This is a genomic window from Streptomyces sp. NPDC004838, assembly GCF_053600955.1.
Window position 1 is genome coordinate 118,673 of the sequence record NZ_JBSGAW010000016.1, and the last position, 16,789, is coordinate 135,461.

13 protein-coding genes are annotated in these 16,789 nt (G+C 72.2%); 2 read left to right on the forward strand and 11 right to left on the reverse strand.

Annotated elements, in window-relative coordinates; genetic code table 11:
- Positions 1 to 303 precede the first annotated feature (303 nt).
- From ACWEFL_RS19730 to ACWEFL_RS19755, 6 genes are all read right to left on the reverse strand, one after another.
- Positions 304 to 840 carry an RICIN domain-containing protein gene (locus tag ACWEFL_RS19730; protein WP_451714071.1) on the reverse strand — a complete coding sequence of 179 codons (537 nt, stop codon included), beginning with the start codon at positions 838 to 840 and terminating at the stop codon, positions 304 to 306.
- Positions 841 to 1,071: 231 nt separating this feature from the next.
- Positions 1,072 to 1,575 carry a methylated-DNA--[protein]-cysteine S-methyltransferase gene (locus ACWEFL_RS19735; protein WP_451714073.1) on the reverse strand — a complete coding sequence of 168 codons (504 nt, stop codon included), beginning with the start codon at positions 1,573 to 1,575 and terminating at the stop codon, positions 1,072 to 1,074.
- 13 nt (positions 1,576 to 1,588) lie between these two features.
- Complete coding sequence (locus ACWEFL_RS19740; RefSeq protein ID WP_451714076.1) at positions 1,589 to 3,100, reverse strand: AlkA N-terminal domain-containing protein; 1,512 nt, start codon at positions 3,098 to 3,100, stop codon at positions 1,589 to 1,591.
- 167 nt (positions 3,101 to 3,267) lie between these two features.
- Entirely contained in the window at positions 3,268 to 3,798 is a 531-nt protein-coding gene (locus tag ACWEFL_RS19745) for an O-acetyl-ADP-ribose deacetylase (RefSeq protein ID WP_451714079.1), read from the reverse strand.
- A 40-nt stretch (positions 3,799 to 3,838) separates the two neighbouring features.
- Positions 3,839 to 5,257: a phytoene desaturase family protein gene (locus tag ACWEFL_RS19750; RefSeq protein ID WP_451714082.1), complete on the reverse strand. Its 1,419-nt coding sequence runs from the start codon at positions 5,255 to 5,257 to the stop codon at positions 3,839 to 3,841.
- A gap of 565 nt (positions 5,258 to 5,822) precedes the next feature.
- Complete coding sequence (locus ACWEFL_RS19755; RefSeq protein WP_451714084.1) at positions 5,823 to 6,647, reverse strand: inositol monophosphatase family protein; 825 nt, start codon at positions 6,645 to 6,647, stop codon at positions 5,823 to 5,825.
- A 304-nt stretch (positions 6,648 to 6,951) separates the two neighbouring features.
- Here ACWEFL_RS19755 and ACWEFL_RS19760 point away from each other — a divergent pair, with 304 nt between their 5' ends.
- Both ACWEFL_RS19760 and ACWEFL_RS19765 read left to right on the forward strand, forming a co-directional pair.
- Complete coding sequence (locus ACWEFL_RS19760) at positions 6,952 to 8,013, forward strand: lipoate--protein ligase family protein (RefSeq protein WP_451714087.1); 1,062 nt, start codon at positions 6,952 to 6,954, stop codon at positions 8,011 to 8,013.
- A gap of 775 nt (positions 8,014 to 8,788) precedes the next feature.
- On the forward strand, positions 8,789 to 9,841 hold the full coding sequence (locus tag ACWEFL_RS19765) for a glutathione S-transferase family protein (RefSeq protein ID WP_451714090.1): 1,053 nt from the start codon (positions 8,789 to 8,791) through the stop codon (positions 9,839 to 9,841).
- Positions 9,842 to 9,915: 74 nt separating this feature from the next.
- Here the strand turns inward: ACWEFL_RS19765 and ACWEFL_RS19770 are convergent, their stop codons facing one another.
- From ACWEFL_RS19770 to tcuA, 5 genes are all read right to left on the reverse strand, one after another.
- Positions 9,916 to 11,505: an aldehyde dehydrogenase gene (locus ACWEFL_RS19770; protein WP_451714092.1), complete on the reverse strand. Its 1,590-nt coding sequence runs from the start codon at positions 11,503 to 11,505 to the stop codon at positions 9,916 to 9,918.
- A gap of 91 nt (positions 11,506 to 11,596) precedes the next feature.
- Positions 11,597 to 13,228, reverse strand: coding sequence for a GMC family oxidoreductase (locus tag ACWEFL_RS19775; RefSeq protein WP_451714093.1), 1,632 nt, complete (start codon positions 13,226 to 13,228; stop codon positions 11,597 to 11,599).
- On the reverse strand, positions 13,225 to 13,794 hold the full coding sequence (locus ACWEFL_RS19780; protein WP_451714095.1) for a hypothetical protein: 570 nt from the start codon (positions 13,792 to 13,794) through the stop codon (positions 13,225 to 13,227). The genes ACWEFL_RS19775 and ACWEFL_RS19780 overlap by 4 nt, the downstream gene beginning before the upstream one ends.
- A 6-nt stretch (positions 13,795 to 13,800) precedes the next feature.
- Positions 13,801 to 15,213 carry an MFS transporter gene (locus ACWEFL_RS19785; protein WP_451714097.1) on the reverse strand — a complete coding sequence of 471 codons (1,413 nt, stop codon included), beginning with the start codon at positions 15,211 to 15,213 and terminating at the stop codon, positions 13,801 to 13,803.
- Between the two features lie 38 nt (positions 15,214 to 15,251).
- Positions 15,252 to 16,718: an FAD-dependent tricarballylate dehydrogenase TcuA gene (gene tcuA / locus ACWEFL_RS19790; protein ID WP_451714099.1), complete on the reverse strand. Its 1,467-nt coding sequence runs from the start codon at positions 16,716 to 16,718 to the stop codon at positions 15,252 to 15,254.
- Between the last annotated feature and the right edge of the window lie 71 nt (positions 16,719 to 16,789).

Sequence of the window (16,789 nt, forward strand, 5' to 3'; positions counted from 1 at the left end):
ACCGGCCGGCCGGGACATCGGGCCGTCGGCGGGCTCAGCCGACGGCCCGATGCCTGTGGGGGAAGAGGGCCGCGGATGGACGCGGCGCGCGCGTCGATGGTCCGGCGGATTCACTTCCGGGGTCCGGCGGATTCACTTCCGGCAGAAGGGGTGGGCGAAGGCGTCTCGGCCCCGGAGCCTGCCCACCGGATCCGCGACCGTAAGCGGCGTGGTCATGCCCGGCCATCGGCCCTGGACCGGCGTCCATCGGTCCTGGACCGGCAGGACCACCACCCGCGCCCGTCAGGGACTACGGGAAGGCCCTCAGTTCCACTTCTGGTGATTGCCGCCGTTGCAGGTCCACTGAATCACCCTGGCTCCGGGGGTCGTGGTCGACGGCACTTCGAGACACTTTCCGGAGTAGACGTTCCGGAACGTGCGGGCGGTGGAGTTCCACCACCACTTCTCGTCGACGGCGTCGTTGCACGTGTACTGGATGGCCCCGGCCCCGTTGGCGAGACTGGATCCCACTCCCATGCACTTCCTGGAGAACTCGTTCTTCAGGAAGAAGGCGAGTTGCCCGTTGTTGTCCGTGGTCGGGATCAGGTCCCAGATCTCGTCCAGTGAATCGTTGCAGCCCCATTGGATCACCGGGGCGCCGTTGCGGGTCTGACTGCCCACTCCGGCGCACAGACCGCTGTAGCGGTTCTTCAGCCGCATGAAGGCCAGCATCCCGGAATCGGACGCGGAGTCGGCCTGTTCCCCGGCCGAGCCGATCGCCCGCGACCGGGCGGCGGCACTGGCGTCCTGGCTGCCGACGGCGCCGCTCGCCGGAGTGGTGGCCAGCGCGGTTGTGGCCATGACTGCTCCCGCCAGAGCTACGGCACTGGTGATCCTGCGGATCCGCATACGCTCTCCCGATCTCGTTGCCCATGAACGATGTGCGTGTGAACCTACGGTCCGGCGTGGCCCGTGAATCGACCGAGACTGCGGGATCACTCGACGATCCGTGCACAGTGCGTCCGCCGCCGCGAAGGTTCTCCGGTCAGCGGCCGGGCAGTGGATCAGCGGCCGGGCAGTGGATCGGAACGGTCAGAAAAGGGCCGCCTCGCCGGCCCGCTCCCCCGACTCGAACGCCAGCAACCGCTGCTTGCGGCCCAGCCCGCCTCCGTAACCCACCAGCTTCCCCGTCGAGCCGATGACCCGGTGGCAGGGCACGATGATGCTGATCGGGTTCCTGCCGTTGGCGAGGCCGACGGCACGGGAGGCGTTCGGCTTGCCGAGTTCGTGCGCGAGTTCGCCGTACGTACAGGTCTCGCCGTACGGAATGCTCCGCAGCCGCGCCCATACGCTCCGCTGGAACTCCGTGCCCTCCAGTCGGAGCGGCAGGTCGAACTCGGTCAGTTCCCGGGCGAAGTACGCGTCGAGCTGCCGGATCGCCGGTTCGAAGGGGCCGGTGGCGGCTTCGCCGAAGGTCTCCTCGCCGGGGCGGTGGCGCTGTTCGGTCATATAGAGGCCGCTCAGGGCTCCGTCGGTCGCGACGAGTGTCAGCGGGCCGTACGGGCTGTCCACGACCGTGTGCTGCCTGGTGGTCATCGGCTGAACTTCCTTAGCTGGGAAGGTGGTTGATGGGGTGATCGTCGGTGGCCCAGAGGTACTGGACCGCATACGCCCGCCAGGGCCGCCAGGCCGCGGCGTGCGCGGTGAGCGCGGCCGGGGTGGCGGGCAGCCCGAGACCGGCGGCGGCCCGGCGCATTCCGAGGTCGGTCGGCAGGAAGGCGTCGGGGTCCCCGAGCGCGCGCATGGCGATGACCTCGACGGTCCAGGGCCCGAAGCCGGGGAGTTCGGCCAGCCGGGCGCGCGCCTCGTCCCAGTCGCTGTCGACGCCGAGTGTCAGCTCCCCTCCCCCGTGGCCTGGGGGTCGGAAGGCGTCCCCGGCCAGCGCGGTGACGAGTGTGGTGAGCGTGGTGCGTCGGCTGCGCGGCAGCGCGAGGGCTTCGGGGTCGAGTGCCGCGAGCGCCTCGGGCGGCGGGAAGAGATGCGTCAGTCCGCCTTCGGGGTCCTCGACCGGCTCGCCGTGGGCGGTGACCAGCCGGGCCGCGTGGGTGCGGGCGGCGGCGGTCGACACCTGCTGGCCGAGCACCGCCCGTACGGCGAACTCCGCCGCGTCCACGGTACGCGGCACCCGGCGGCCGGGAGCCTTGTCCACCAGCGGTCTCAGCAGGGGATCCGTCCGCAGCTGGTCGTCGACGGCGACGGGATCGGCGTCCAGATCGAGCAGCCAGCGGCACCGGCTGATCGCGATGGTCAGATCGCGGGGGTCGGTGAGGGAGAGCCGACAGGCGACATGGCCCGGGCGCGGTGCGAGGGCGACGATGCCGTGCCCGTACGGGAGCGCCATCGTCCGCCGGTACGCACCGTCCCGCCACTCCTCCACACCGGGCACGGCGGTCGCGGCGAGGTGCCCGAACAGGTTGTCGGGGTTCAGGGGCTCGCGGTAGGGCAGCCGCAGGGAGATCACGCCCGGCGTCAGGACCGGCGCGGAGCCACCGCCGCGCCGGGCGGCGCGGGCCCGCAGCTCGACCGGAGCGAGGGCGAAGACCTCACGGACGGTGTCGTTGAAGGTACGGATCGAGGCGAATCCGGCCGCGAACGCGACCTCCGCCATGGGCAGACCCGTCGTCTCGATCAGCACGCGAGCGGTCTGCGCCCGCTGCGCCCGCGCCAGGGCGAGCGGCCCGGCCCCCAGCTCCGCGAGCAGTTGCCGCTCGATCTGCCGCGTCGAGTAGCCGAGGCGCGCGGCCAGCCCCGGCACTCCTTCGCGGTCGACGACCCCGTCCCTGATCAGCCGCATCGCCCTGGCGACGGTGTCGGCCCGCGCGTTCCACTCGGGGGAGCCGGGGCTGGTGTCGGGGCGGCAACGCTTGCAGGCGCGGAATCCGGCCTGCTGACAGGCGGCCGCGCTCGGGTAGAAGGTCATGTTCTGGGGCTTGGGGGGCACGACCGGGCAGCTCGGGCGGCAGTAGATCCGCGTGGTCAGCACGGCAGTGAAGAACCAGCCGTCGAATCGGGCGTCCTTCGACTGGACGGCGCGTACGCAGCGCTCGGTGTCGGTGTGCATGCTTCAAGGATGGGGCACGCCTACGGCTAGGACTGGCGAGAAAACGACATCGAGGTCTTCGGGCCTGCATCTGGGCCATGCCCGAGTCGGGGCGAGCACCCGGCACTCGCCGGCTCGGCCGCCGACCGAGATCCGCCGGAGCCCGGCCGCCGTCGGCGGCGACCGCGTCAGCCCCTCGACGCCAGCGCCGCCGCGAATTCCTCGTACGCGTACGCGTCGAAGAGCACGAACCGCACCTCGGTGACCGGCGCGGTCGCCGTGTCGCGGACCGTGCGGACCGCGATCCGCGCGCCGTCGTCCATCGGCCAGCCGTAGATACCGGTCGAGATCGCGGGGAAGGCGATCGTCTTCACCTCCAGCTCGACCGCCACCCGCAGCGATTCGCGGTAGCACGAGGCGAGGAGGGCGCTGCGGTCGTGCTCGCCCGACCAGACGGGTCCTGCCGTGTGGATGACATGGTCCGCGTGGAGGCGGCCCGCCGTGGTGGCGACGGCCTGGCCGGTCGGCAGACCCTTGCCGTAACGCGAGGCGCGCAGGGCGCGGCAGGCGGCGAGGATGTCGGGGCCGCCCCGGCGGTGGATCGCCCCGTCGACGCCGCCACCGCCCAGGAGGGTGGAGTTGGCGGCGTTGACGATGGCGTCGACCCGCTGTTCGGTGATGTCTCCGCGCACGAGAACGATGGCCGGCTGCTGCGTCATGGCGTCATCATCCCACCCGGCAGGGGGCGTTCAGCGATGTTCAGCCGGTTGCCCGAAGGCGGCGCCACACCTCTTTCGCGGCGTGGTGGCCCGGCATGCCGTGGACGCCGGGACCGGGCGGGGTGGCGGACGAACAGAGGAAGACGGCGGGGTGGGCGGTGGCGTAGGGGACGCGGGCGAGTTTGGGGCGCAGCACGGTCTGGAGCCCGGCGTAGGCCCCGCAGGCGATGTCGCCGCCGACGTAGTTGGCGTTGCGGGCGGCGAGCTGGGGCGGACCCGAGGTAGCGCGGGCGAGGACGACATCGCGGAACCCCGGTGCGAACCGCTCCAGCTGACGCTCTATCACCTCGGTGGCGTCACCCTCCCAGCGGGCGGGCACATGGCCGTACGCCCAGAAGACGTGCTGTCCGGCAGGGGCCCTGGTGGGGTCGACGACACTGGGCTGCGCGGTGATCAGGAACGGTTTGTGGGGGTCGCGGCCGGTGACGGCGGCGGCGAGGGATGCCTCGATCTCGCCGGCGGTGGGGCCGATATGGACGGTTCCCGCGGTGCGCGCCTCCTCGGCGGTCCAGGGGACGGGCCCCGAGAGCGCGTAGTCGATCTTGAAGACGGAGGGGCCGTAGCGGTAGTGGTCGTACGCCCTGCCGAGACCGGCGATCCGGGCGAGCGCGGTCGGCGAGGTGTCGAAGACGTACGCGCGCGCCGGGGGCAGTTCGTCGAGCCGTTTGACCTCGACGCCGGTGTGGATCGTGCCGCCCTGCTCGCGGAGATACGAGGCGAGGGCGTCCGAGATCGCCTGCGAGCCGCCGCGTGGCAGGGGCCAGCCGTTGGCGTGGGCGGCGAGCGCGAACATCAGGGCGATGCCGGAGGTGGCGATGCCGGAGGTGGGGGCGATGGCGTGCGCGGCGAGCCCGGCGAACAGCCCCCGCGCCTTCTCGCCCCGGAACCGGCGGGCGAGCCAGGACGCGGGCTGGAGCGCGGTCAGCCCGAACCGTGCGAAGCGGTACGGGTCACGGGGCAGTCCCGCCCAGGGCGTGCGGAGGAAGTCGGCGGCGATGCTGTCCCAGTGGCCCGAGTAGGGGGCGACCAGCCTGCGGTATGTGCCGGCGTCCTCGGAGCCCAGGGACATGGCGCTCTCGCCGACGGACCGGCGAAGGACGGCGGCCGTGCCGTCGGGGAAGGGGTGCGCGAGCGCCGGTTCGGGGTTGAGCCACTCCAGGCCGTGGCGCTCCAGCGGCATCGTGGCGAAGGCGGGCGAGCCGATGCCGAGGGGGTGAACGGCGGAGCAGGGGTCATGGCGGAAGCCGGGAAGGGTCAGCTCCTCGGTCCGCGCGCCGCCGCCCACGGTGTCCAGGGCCTCGAACACCGAGACGGAGAACCCGCGGCGGGCCAGTTCGACGGCGGCGGTCAGTCCATTGGGCCCCGCCCCCACGACGACGGCATCGAGCATCGACGGCACCTTCGGGCTCCTTCATCAGCCGACGGCCAAGGGACCCAGGATATTCCCGGTCGCGGCGAGCACGGGGGCGGGTGGGCCGGGACGCCGCGCTTCTTCGTCCGCGTGGTGGCGGCGCGCTTCACGGGATGGGCCGGAGGATCGGCCGGACATGCGTCGACGCGGGTCAGCGGGCGCGGGGCCGCGCGTCGGCGGCACTGTTTCCGAACGGCGACGCGCGGCCGACGGTCGCGCCGAGGGTCACCGTCCGGCGTGGAGGCCGCCGGTTTCCCCGTTCGCCGTAGCCGCGTCCGGAGCCGTAGCCGGTGCCCGTTCTGGGGCCGGGTCCGGGTTCGGGTTCGGGTCCGGGTTCGGGGCGGGACGGGGGCCCGGTCCGCGTCCGGGTTCGGGGGCGGTTCCAGGTGCGGGGCCGCGTCCCGGTCCGGGGCCGCACGCGCAGTCCGAACCGCGCCCGTACACGCGTCGGCCCGCGACCGGCCGCCGCTCGGGCCCGGTCCGGCGGGCCGTAAGGGTCAGCCCGGGTCCGGCGGGCCGTACGGGTCAGCCCGGGTCCGGCGGGCCGTACGGGTCAGCTCGCCGTCAGCGCCGCCCGTACCCTCTCGGCGGTCGCCCGGTCCCTCGCGGCGGTGAAGGGGAGTTCGTTGTCGCCGACGATACGGAACGGGTCGCCCGCGACCGTCATGTGGTCGCCGCCCGCCTCCGTCACCAGCAGGAGGCCCGCCGCGTGGTCCCAGGCGTTCTCCCAGGAGAAGGCGACGGCGTCCAGCCTGCCTCGGGCGATGGCGAGATACTCCATGCCCGCCGACCCGCAGGGGCGGGGGCGCACGCCCTCGGTGTTCAGGCCGAGGAGAGCGCGCTTCTGGGCGGGAGTGGTGTAGTCGGGGTGGGACGTCGCCACCTCCAGCTCCGCACCGGGCTCGGGCGCGCCCGGCCGAAGCGGCTCACCGTCGAGGTGCGCTCCCCCGCCGCGTATCGCGACGGCCATCTCCTCCAGGGCGGGTGCGTAGGTCCAGGACGCCAGCACCTCACCGCCCAGCGCGAGCGCCACCAGGGTGCAGAACCTCGCCTCGCCCCGGACGAACTGACGAGTGCCGTCGACCGGGTCCACGATCCAGACGGGTGCGTCGCCGCGCAGCGCGCCGTACACCGACGGATCGGCGTGCACGGCCTCCTCGCCGACCACGACGGAGCCGGGCAGCAGCGCGGTGAGGGACGCGGTGAGGTGCTCCTCGGCGAGGCGGTCGGCCGTGGTCACCAGGTCGTGCGGGCCGTTCTTCTCAATGATCTCGTGCGCGGCGAGCTGACGGTACCGCGGCATGATCTCGGTCGCGGCGGCCTTGCGGATCGCCTCCTCGACATCGGACAGGTCACCGGAGAGAAAGTCATCCAACATATGACCAGCTAAGCACGGCCGTGAAGCTGTCCGTCGCCGGGTGGCCGCCCGCACCACGAGGTCACCGTCCCGTGGGGGAACAGCCGACGGGTGTTCGCCCGCCCGACGGGCACGGGCCCGCGCTCCCGCGCGCCGGCCCTCCCCACCACCGTCCCGTGCCCGCCCGCGCGCACGCGGGCCCACCCCCGCTGCCGTGGGTGGCCGACGGAGGGTGAACCGGGAATGGCGAGCCCCCGGATTACGCTCTGGCCTGTACGCGGCCTGTGTTCGAGCAGGTCACGGCGGCGAGGTGGAGGCAGCAGGCATGCACGGCGAGTACAAGGTCCCGGGCGGAAAGCTCGTGGTCGTCGATCTCGACAGCCGGGACGGCGTTCTGCGTGACGTCCGGGTCGCCGGTGACTTCTTCCTGGAGCCCGACGAAGCGATCCTCGCGATCGACCGGGCCCTGGAGGGGGCTCCGGCGGAGACCGGCGCGGCCGGCCTCGCCGCGCGGATCGACGCCGCCCTGCCGCCCGGTACCCAGATGTACGGGCTGACCTCCGAGGGCATCGGGGTCGCCGTACGCCGTGCTCTGGCGCACGCCACCGACTGGACCGACTACGACTGGCAGCTCGTCCACGAGGGCCCGCAGTCACCCGAGCTGCACATGGCGCTGGACGAGGTCATCACGGCGGAGGTCGCGGCCGGGCTCCGCCCGCCGACCCTGCGGGTCTGGGAGTGGGGCGCCCCCGCAGTCGTCATCGGCAGCTTCCAGTCGCTGCGCAACGAGGTGGATCCCGACGCCGCCGAGCGGCACGGGATCACGGTCGTACGGCGGATCAGCGGCGGCGGGGCCATGTTCATCGAGCCCGGCAACACGATCACCTACTCGCTCTCCGTGCCCGAAGCCCTGGTCTCGGGGCTCTCCTTCGCCGACAGCTACGCCTATCTGGACGACTGGGTGCTCGGCGCGCTCGGCGAGATGGGCATCAAGGCGTGGTACCAGCCGCTCAACGACATCGCCACGGAGGCGGGGAAGATCGCGGGCGCGGCGCAGAAGAGGGTGATCGGGCGGTCCGGTGGGGGCGCCGTGCTGCACCACGTGACGATGGCCTACGACATCGACGCGGACAAGATGCTCGATGTGCTCCGCATCGGCCGGGAGAAGCTGTCCGACAAGGGGACGAAGAGCGCGAAGAAGCGGGTGGATCCGCTGCGGCGGCAGACGGGACTTCCGCGTGAGGCCGTCATCGAGCGGATGATCGACTCGTTCCGGGCCCGCTACGGACTGGCGGACGGAAAGGTCTCGGCGCCGGAGATGGCGCAGGCGCAGGAGTTGGCGGCGACGAAGTTCGCGGCGCAGGAGTGGACGGCGCGCGTGCCGTAGACCGCGGGTCCCGTCGGCGGTGAGTCCGTTGCCGGACGGCAGCGGCGGCCGCAGGCACGTCGGCCGCCGCTGCGGAGACCCCCAGGACGTCCGGCACGGGCAACCAGTGCGTGGCCGACGTCACCACCAAGAAGGTGACCTGCTTCGAAACCTTCCGGCAGGCGGCGAAGGCCGGTTCGAAGGGAGCGATCACCACCGCCGACAATCCTTCGGAGCTGCAATCCGCCTTGGGCCGCGAGGACTGGGGCCCTATCAACATCTGGCTCGGCACCGCCCCTGGGACTCCCACCACCAGGGTGATGCCCTGTATTTCTGGGGCCCCCGAAACTGCGCGAGCGGCAACGGCGAGGACTTCGCCCGGGAGCTGGGCGGCTCCCGCTGGGACGACCAGATCAGCTCGATCACTCCCGGTCCAGGCTGCTGGATCACTCTGTACCAGCACTCCCCATGGTCAGGTGCCAAGAGCGAGCCGTTCCAGTCCCACACCGCGAACCTCGGCTGGTGGATGGGTGTCGGCCGACAGGATCTGCCGGGCGTGCGGGTCGTAGATCACGACATCGGCGTCCGCGCCCGGCGCGATGGTGCGGGCGGCGGGGGAAGGGCGGGGAACGTCCCGGCGCTCCGGTCCGTTGACGGGGTGAAGCCGCTGACAGGAGGCCGCCGGGATCGCCGGGACTCTTGTCTGTTGAAGATGTAACCCATCCGGACCGCGTGTGACCGGGCACAGGATCCCCGGCGCACGCCGCGTCCCCGGGGAGAGGAAGGCGAGGGCGCCATGGCCACCACCAGTCGTGACGGCGCGGCGGAGAGCGGGCCCGGGCAGAAGGAGGAGACCGGCTTCAAGCGGTCCGTCAGCCACTTCGCGGACCGGATCACCGCGGACGGCCGGGACGGCTGGCCCGTCGAGGCGGGCCGCTACCGCCTGGTGGTCAGCCGCGCCTGCCCCTGGGCCAACCGCGCCCTGATCTCCCGCCGCCTCCTCGGCCTGGAGGACGCGCTCTCGATCGCCGTCGCCGACCCCGTCCAGGACGAGCGGAGCTGGCGGTTCACCCTGGACCCCGGCGGAGTGGACCCGGTCCTGGGCATCGCCTACCTCAGCGAGGCGTACGACGCCCGGGAGCTGGACTACCCCGGCGGGGTCAGCGTGCCCGCGATCGTCGACATCCCCAGCGGCAGGCTGGTGACCAACGACTTCCAGCGCATCACGCTGGACTTCGCCACCGAGTGGCGCTCCCTCCACCGGGACAAGGCGCCGGACCTCTACCCGGAGCCGCTGCGCGACGAGATCGACGAGGTGGCCGAAGGGGTCTACCGCGATGTCAACAACGGCGTGTACCGGGCCGGTTTCGCCGACGGCCAGCAGAGCTACGACACGGCCGTGCGGCGGCTCTTCGCCCGGCTCGACCTGCTGTCGGAGCGCCTGGCCCACCGCCGCTACCTCGTCGGCGACACCATCACCGAGGCCGACATCCGGCTGTTCGCCACCCTGGTCCGCTTCGACACCGTCTACCACGGCCACTTCAAATGCAACCGCCGCAAGCTCAGCGAGGACCCGGTGCTGTGGGCGTACGCCCGGGATCTGTTCCAGACCCCGGGATTCGGCGACACCGTCGACTTCGACCACATCACCCGGCACTACCACCAGGTCCACACCGCGATCAACCCCCTCGGCATCGTCCCGATCGGCCCCGATCTCCGCGCCTGGCTGACCCCGCACCACCGCGGGCAGCTCGGCGGCCGGCCCTTCGGTGACGGGACCGCCCCAAGCCCGGTGCGCGCCGCCGAGGCGGTCCCGGACACCGGTACGGCGGCGGGTACGGCGGGCTGAGGCCCCCGCCGGGAGGGGTGCGCCGCCACCCGGAACAGGACGGGAACACCCCCCGGGCGGCGGCAGCCTGATGCTCAGCCCATCCGGAAGGGGTCCCTCGCCGCCCCCGACAGCTCGACCCACACCGACTTCAGCCGGGTGTACTCACGGAGCGAGTCCAGCCCGTTCTCGCTGCCGACACCGCTCATCCCCCAGCCGCTGAAGGGCGCGTTGAAGGACAGCGTCCGGTAGGAGTTCAGCCAGACGGTGCCCGCCTTGATCCGGTGCGCCATCCGGTGGCCGCGGCGGATGTCGTCGGTCCACACCCCGGCCCCGAGGCCGAACGGGGTGTCGTTGGCCAGCTCGACCGCCTCCTCCTCGTCGCGGAACGGGATGACCGCGAGCACCGGGCCGAAGATCTCCTCCTGGGCGAGCCGGGAGCCGGGGTCGACGTCCGTGAAGACCGTGGGCTGGACGAACAGCCCCTTCGCAAGGGCGTCCGCCGTGGGCCGCCGCCCGCCGCACACCAGTTTCGCGCCCTCCTCGCGGCCGATCCGCACATACGCGAGGATCTTGTCCAGCTGGTCGGCGAAGGCCACCGGACCCATCTCGGTCCCCGGGTCCATGGGGTCCCCGAGCCTGATGGTCCGGGCCCGCTCCACCAGCCGTTCGACCAGCCGGTCGTGCAGCCCGGACTGGACGAGGAGCCGGGACCCCGCGATGCAGGTCTGGCCGGTCGCCGCGAAGATCCCGGCGATGACCCCGTCCACGACGGTGTCGGGATCGGCGTCGTCGAAGACGATGTTGGGCGACTTCCCGCCTAGTTCCAGGGTCACCTTCGCCAGATGGTCGGCCGCGCTCTTCATCACCCGCACACCGGTCTCGGTGGAGCCCGTGAAGGCGACCTTGTCGACGCCCGGGTGGGAGACGAGGGCGGCGCCCGTACCGGAGCCGTCCCCGGTGACCACGTTGAAGACCCCCGGCGGGAAGCCCGCGGCCTCGAAGAGCCGGGCGAACTCCAGCACGGAGGCGGGTGTCTGCTCGGCGGGTTTGACGACGACGGTGCAGCCCGCGGCCAGCAGCGTGGCGAGCTTCCACGACAGCAGCAGCAGCGGGGAGTTCCACGGCAGGACCGCCGCCACCACACCGACCGGCTCACGGCGGGTGTAGACGAGGAAGTTCGGCTTGTCGGAGGGGATGGCGTCGCCGTGGATCTTGTCCGCCGCTCCGGCGAAGTAGTAGTACCACTCGGGCAGCCGCTGGAGCTGGCTGCCCATCTCGCGGATCAGCTTGCCGTTGTCGGTGGTCTCGACGGCGGCGAGGGCGTCGGCCTCGGCCGCGATCAGCTCCGCGAGCCGGCGGATCAGCCGGGCGCGTTCGGTCCCGGTCATCCGGCCCCAGGGGCCGTGGTCGAACGCCTGGCGGGCGGCCGACACCGCGCGGTCGACGTCATCCGGCCCGGCGAGCGGGGCCGACGCCCAGACCTCGCCCGTATAGGGGTTGACGCTGTCGAAGCGGGCTCCGGTGGCGGAGTCGTGCCATTCGCCGCCGATCAGCATCCGGTAGTCGCGGACCTCGCCGGGGCGGGGCGCGGTGACCAGGGGGCCGCCGGGCGGCGGCCCACCGGCGGGGTCCGCCGCCGTGCGGGTGGTGGGTGCGGGATCGGCGCTGCTGCTGGTGTGCATGGTTGTCTCCATGAGGTGGCTGGTGGGTGGGGGCGCCCGGCGGAGCGGGCGCCCCCGCGGGGCGCTGGGCCGGGCCCGGGCGGGCCGGGGCTCACGCGACCAGGGCGTTCTCCCGTACGACCGTGTCGCCCTCGGCGAGCAGGAAGTCGGCGAGGCGGCAGGCGAGGGCCCCGATCGTCGGGGTGGGGTTGACCCCGGCGCTGGTGACGAAGGAACTGCCGTCGCAGACGAAGAGGTTGGGCACGTCCCAGGTCTGGTGCCACCGGTTGGTCACCGAGGCGGCCGGGTCGGTCCCCATCCGCGCGGTGCCCATCAGGTGGTAGCCCGGCGGCTGGTCGAAGACCCCCGAGTGCTGGACCTCATGGGCGCCCGCGGCCCGCAGCACCTCCTCGGAGCGGGCGACCGCGAACTCGGTGAGCCGGCGGTCCTGGTCGTCCATCCGGTACCGGACCCGGGGCGCGGGCAGCCCGCTGCTGTCGGTCAGGGTGTCGTCCAGTGTGATCCTGTTCCGCTCCAGCGGCAGGTCCTCGGCCATGGTGATGATGTACGCGTGGTGGTTGAAGCGCCGGGCGAAGTCCTCGTGGTGCCCCGCTCCCCAGGCCACCGGGGGCGAGGCCGCGTGGCCCATCGCGGCGAGTCCGGCCCCGGGCGAGTTGACGACGAGGAACGAGAAGCCGTTGACGAAGCCGCGCGAGGGGTCCGTCTCGTAGAACTCGTGGCTGTAGACGGGGCAGCCGCGGGCTCCCTTGTACCCCTCCATGGGCTCGTCGAAGTACCCCTCGACGAACGCCTGCGGATGGAACATCAGGTTCCTGCCCACCAGCCCGCTGCTGTTGGCGAGGCCGTCGGGGTGCTCGGCCGAGGCGGAGAGCAGCAGCAGCCGGGGGGTGCCGATGCCGTTGCCCGCGATGATCACGATCCGGGCGTCCTGCCGGTGGCGGTGACCGGTCGCCAGATCGACGTACTCCGCGCCCCGCGCCCGGCCGCCGGAGGTGAGGATGCGCTCCACGCGGGCACCGGTCACCAGGCGTGCCCCGTTGCGCAGGGCCTTGGGCCAGTAGCCGGTCGCGGTGGTGGAGAGCGATCCCCGGGGGCAGCCGAGCCGGCACTGGCCGCAGTTGTTGCAGGGCAGCCGGCCGTCGTACTCCTCGGTGATGATCGCGTTGTCCATGTACCACCAGTGCCAGCCCAGGGTCTCGAAGCCGCGGGCGAGGGTGCGGCTCCAGTTGGCGAGCGGCAGGGGGCGGGTGCCGCGCGGCGACTTCGGCGGATAGGCCGGGTCCCCGGTCATGCCGGAGACGCCCATCTCGCGGTCGTTGAGGTCGTAGTAGGGCTCCAGGTCCTCGTAGGTGAGGGGCCAGTCGGGGGCGAGTCCGTGCTCGGTGCCCTTGCGGAAGTCGCAGGGCTTGAAGCGCGGCCAGTGGCCGGAGTAGTGGTTGAGGCTGCCGCCGACGGTGCTCATCATCCAGATCCGGTCGGCGTCCCGGCCCGCGACCGGGTAGTCCTCGTCCCAGCGGCGCACATTGGGGGCCGTGTTCCAGTACCGGGTCTTGTCCAGTTCCCAGGTCTCGGACGCGTGGCGGAACTCCTCGGGCTGGAGGGAGCGGCCCTGCTCCAGGCAGACGACGCGCGCGCCGCCGTCGGAGAGCAGTTTGGCCAGCGCGCCGCCCGCCATGCCCGCGCCGATGATCAGTACGTCCGTCTCGTCGTGGTGCTCGGTCATCTCTCGGCACCTGGTCCTTTCCGGTGGGTGCTCGGTCCGGCCCCGGGGCCGATGGCTGCCCGGTCGGCCCGGTCGTCGTGCGGGTCGTGCAGGGCGGTCCGGTCGTACGCCGACCTCATCGCGGAGGTGGGGGTGTAGTGGCCGCGGGCCGGCGGCGTCAGGAACGGCGCGTCGTCGATCCGGTAGCCGAGGGGCTGGGGCGGGGAGTGGTAGTCGCAGTCGAGGACCTTCCGGATGACCTCGGCGACCTCGGGCCGGCTGTAGTAGCCGTAGTAGACGAGTTCGCGCAGCGTCCGGAACGCCGCGGGGTCCGCCGCCTCCAGGGAGATGAGCGCGGCGTCCTGGGCGGCGCCGGGCGCGGACGGGAAGTCGCCGTCGCACAGGCCGTCGAGCCGGGCCCGGATGCCCCGGACGGTGCGGGCGTCGGACTCGCGGCTCCGCAGCGCGTCGCCGAGGAATCCCTCCAGGGCCGTGCCGGAGGGCAGGGGCCAGTCCCCTTCCGGCGGAATCATCCGGTCGGCCGCCGCCGTCAGGACGGCGACCAGGGCGGGCAGTGCGTGGGACATCTGCGGTCACCTCGCTTCTTCGGTGGGTGCCGGGGTGCCGGCTTCGGTTGCGGGCGGGGTCGCGGCGGTGGCCGCCGACGGCCCGGTCCCGGCGGACTCGGCGGGACTGCCGACTTCCGTCTTGCGGGTCTCGGACGTCCACAGGACCGCGGCCGTCGTGATGAGGGCGGTGACGGCGACATAGGTGGCCACGGGCCAGGCCGAGCCGCCCGACCAGGCCAGCAGGGAGGCCGCGATCAGGGGTGTCGGGCCACCCGCCACGATCCCCGCGAGCTGGGCGCCCAGCGAGATGCCGGAGTAGCGGACCTCCGGGTCGAACATCTCGGTGAAGAACCCGCCCTGCGGCCCGTACTGCGCGGCCCAGGCGACGGCCAGCAGCACCGCCGCGAGGGTGATCGCCGCCGTCGACCCCGTGTCGACCAGCCAGAAGAAGGGGAACGCGAGGACACCGACCGCGATCGCACCGCCCAGATACACGGGCCGGCGCCCGATCCGGTCCGAGAGCGCCCCGAAGGCGGGCAGGGCGAAGACGCAGACCGCGGCGGCGACCATGGTGGCGTTGAGGACGGTGCCGCGGCTGACGTCGTCGACGTACTCGGTGGCGTAACTGAGCACCAGGACGGCGAAGACGTAGAACGAGACGTTCTCGCCCCACCGCATGCCGAGGACCTGGAGCAGCGGCTTCGGATGCCGGCGTACGGCCTCGACCACGGGCAGCCGCACGGGCGCGGACTGGTCGCGGACCTTCTGGAAGACGGGGGTCTCCTCCAGCTTGAGGCGGATCACGAGCCCCACCACGAGCAGTCCGCCGCCGAGCCAGAACGGGATGCGCCAGCCCCAGCTCTCGAACTGCGCCTCGGGCAGCAGGGACACCACGGCGAACACGCCGGTGGCGAGGAGCAGCCCGATGGGGGCGCCGACCTGGGGCCAGCTCCCGTAGAAGCCGCGCCGGTTCGCCGGGACGGTCTCGGTGGTCATCAGGACCGCGCCGCCCCATTCGCCGCCCAGGCCGATGCCCTGGACGATGCGCAGGACGGTCAGCAGGACGGGTGCCCAGATGCCGATGGCGTCGTACGTCGGCATACAGCCGATCAGCAGGGTCGGCACGCCCATCAGGGCCATGGTGACGAGCAGGACGGTCTTGCGGCCCACCCGGTCGCCGTAGTGGCCGAAGATCACCCCGCCGACGGGGCGTGCCACAAAGCCGAGGGCGAAGGTGGCGAAGGCGGCCAGGGTGCCGACGAGGGGGTCGAAGTCGGGAAAGAACAGCTTGCCCAGGACCAGCGCGGACGCCGTCCCGTAGATGAACCAGTCGTACCACTCCATCGACGTGCCGACGAGGCTGGCGACGGCCACCTTGACGTGGCCCGGTCCCCGGGCGGACTGTGTCTGCGTCTGCTTCGCGTGATGCGCGGCCATGGTGTTCTCCGTAGGTTGTCGAGCGGCCCGGACATCCGCTACGGCCGCTGTGCGGCGCTGATTCCGGCCGCCCGGCCGGTGACCGCGCCGCAGACCAGTCCGGAACCGGCGGGGTAGCTGTGGTAGAAGAACCCGCCGGTCATCTCGCCGACGGCGTACAGGCCGGGGATCGGCAGTCCCGTACCGGCGTGCAGGACGCGCGATCCGCGGTCGACGCGCAGTCCGCCGAAGGTGAAGGTGATACCGCCGGTGTACGGGTAGAGCCGGTAGGGCGGTGCGTCGATGCGCTGGGCCCAGTTGCTCTTCGGGGGGTGGACTCCGCGGGTGCCCTTGCCGTCCTTGACGGCGGGGTCGAAGGGGGTGGCGTCGTCGACGGCGTCGTTGAAGGCGCGGACCGCTTCGGTGAACCGGCCGGGGTCCAGCCCCGCCCGCTCCGCCAGGGTGGTGAGGTCGTCGGCCTCGAAGACGGTGGCGTCGTCGTACTTGCGGTCGACCAGGTCGAAGACCTTGCTGTCGAAGAGCTGGTAGCCGACGCCGCCCGGCTGCTTGAGGACGGTCTTGCCGACGGCCACGTAGTTCTGCGGGGCCCAGTCCCGGCCTTCGTCGATGAAGCGTTCGCAGGCGGAGTTGAGGATGACTCCGTAGAGGAAGCTGGTGCGGTTGGTGCGCTCGCCGGTGGCGAGTGAGCCCTGGGCGGGCGAGTTGACGTCGATGGGGGCGGCGTGGCAGTCGGCCCAGTGGCCGTATGCCTGGGCTCCGGCGCGCAGGGCGGCGTCGAGCAGTTCGCCGGTGTTGTACGGGACGCCGCGGACCTTCACCAGATTCCACTCGGGGCCGAGGTAGCGGGTGCGCATCTCCGGGTTGGCCTCGAAGCCGCCGTTCGCGAGGACGACCTGGCCGCGCAGTTCGGTGACGGAGCCGTCGGCGTCCCGCACGCGCACTCCCACGACCGAGCCCTCGCCATCGGTGACGAGGTCGGTGGCGGCGCAGCCGTAGCGGACGCGGCAGCCCGCCCGTTCCGCCGCGGCGAACTCCATGGCGCTCAGGCCCTCTCCCCCGCCGGCGCCCTGGAGCACCAGGCCGTTGCGGTAGGCGCGGCTGCCGCCTTCGGCGGTGGTGAGGTAGGTGGCGAACTCCCAGGTGATCCCGCGGTCCTGCATCCAGCGGAGGATGTCGAGGCTCTCGGAGACGAGCCAGTCGGTCATGTCGGGGTCCGCGAACCCCTGGGAGGTGTGCATGATCGCTTCGGTGAAGGTGTCGCGGGTGTAGGGGTCGACGACGACCTCGGCCCACTCCTTCTCGGTGATCTGCGGGAGCAGTTCCCGCACCTCGGCGACGCTGTCGAAGCCGAAGCGGACCAGCGCGGCCGTATAGCGTGTGTTTCCGCCACGCTCCGGCTCGGGCGCCTTCTCCAGGATGGTGACCTCGGCGCCGCCCTCAGCCGCGGCAATGCCGGCGACCAGCCCTGCGTTTCCGGCGCCCACCACGATGACCTGCTGTTTCATAGCAATCCTCTCGGTCCTCAGATGTCTGAGGACTTCTGTTTTTCGAGACATTGCCAGCGCCCCCAGGGCTC

Excerpts from the sequence above, each read along its gene's own strand:
- ACWEFL_RS19740 (WP_451714076.1), bottom strand. The coding sequence starts at position 3,100 with ATGCACACCGACACCGAGCGCTGCGTACGCGCCGTCCAGTCGAAGGAC.
- ACWEFL_RS19760 (WP_451714087.1), top strand. The coding sequence starts at position 6,952 with ATGCACGGCGAGTACAAGGTCCCGGGCGGAAAGCTCGTGGTCGTCGAT.
- ACWEFL_RS19755 (WP_451714084.1), bottom strand. The coding sequence starts at position 6,647 with ATGTTGGATGACTTTCTCTCCGGTGACCTGTCCGATGTCGAGGAGGCG.
- tcuA (WP_451714099.1), bottom strand. The coding sequence starts at position 16,718 with ATGAAACAGCAGGTCATCGTGGTGGGCGCCGGAAACGCAGGGCTGGTC.
- ACWEFL_RS19770 (WP_451714092.1), bottom strand. The coding sequence starts at position 11,505 with ATGCACACCAGCAGCAGCGCCGATCCCGCACCCACCACCCGCACGGCG.
- ACWEFL_RS19745 (WP_451714079.1), bottom strand. The coding sequence starts at position 3,798 with ATGACGCAGCAGCCGGCCATCGTTCTCGTGCGCGGAGACATCACCGAA.
- ACWEFL_RS19775 (WP_451714093.1), bottom strand. The coding sequence starts at position 13,228 with ATGACCGAGCACCACGACGAGACGGACGTACTGATCATCGGCGCGGGC.
- ACWEFL_RS19765 (WP_451714090.1), top strand. The coding sequence starts at position 8,789 with ATGGCCACCACCAGTCGTGACGGCGCGGCGGAGAGCGGGCCCGGGCAG.
- ACWEFL_RS19785 (WP_451714097.1), bottom strand. The coding sequence starts at position 15,213 with ATGGCCGCGCATCACGCGAAGCAGACGCAGACACAGTCCGCCCGGGGA.
- ACWEFL_RS19730 (WP_451714071.1), bottom strand. The coding sequence starts at position 840 with ATGGCCACAACCGCGCTGGCCACCACTCCGGCGAGCGGCGCCGTCGGC.
- ACWEFL_RS19735 (WP_451714073.1), bottom strand. The coding sequence starts at position 1,575 with ATGACCACCAGGCAGCACACGGTCGTGGACAGCCCGTACGGCCCGCTG.
- ACWEFL_RS19780 (WP_451714095.1), bottom strand. The coding sequence starts at position 13,794 with ATGTCCCACGCACTGCCCGCCCTGGTCGCCGTCCTGACGGCGGCGGCC.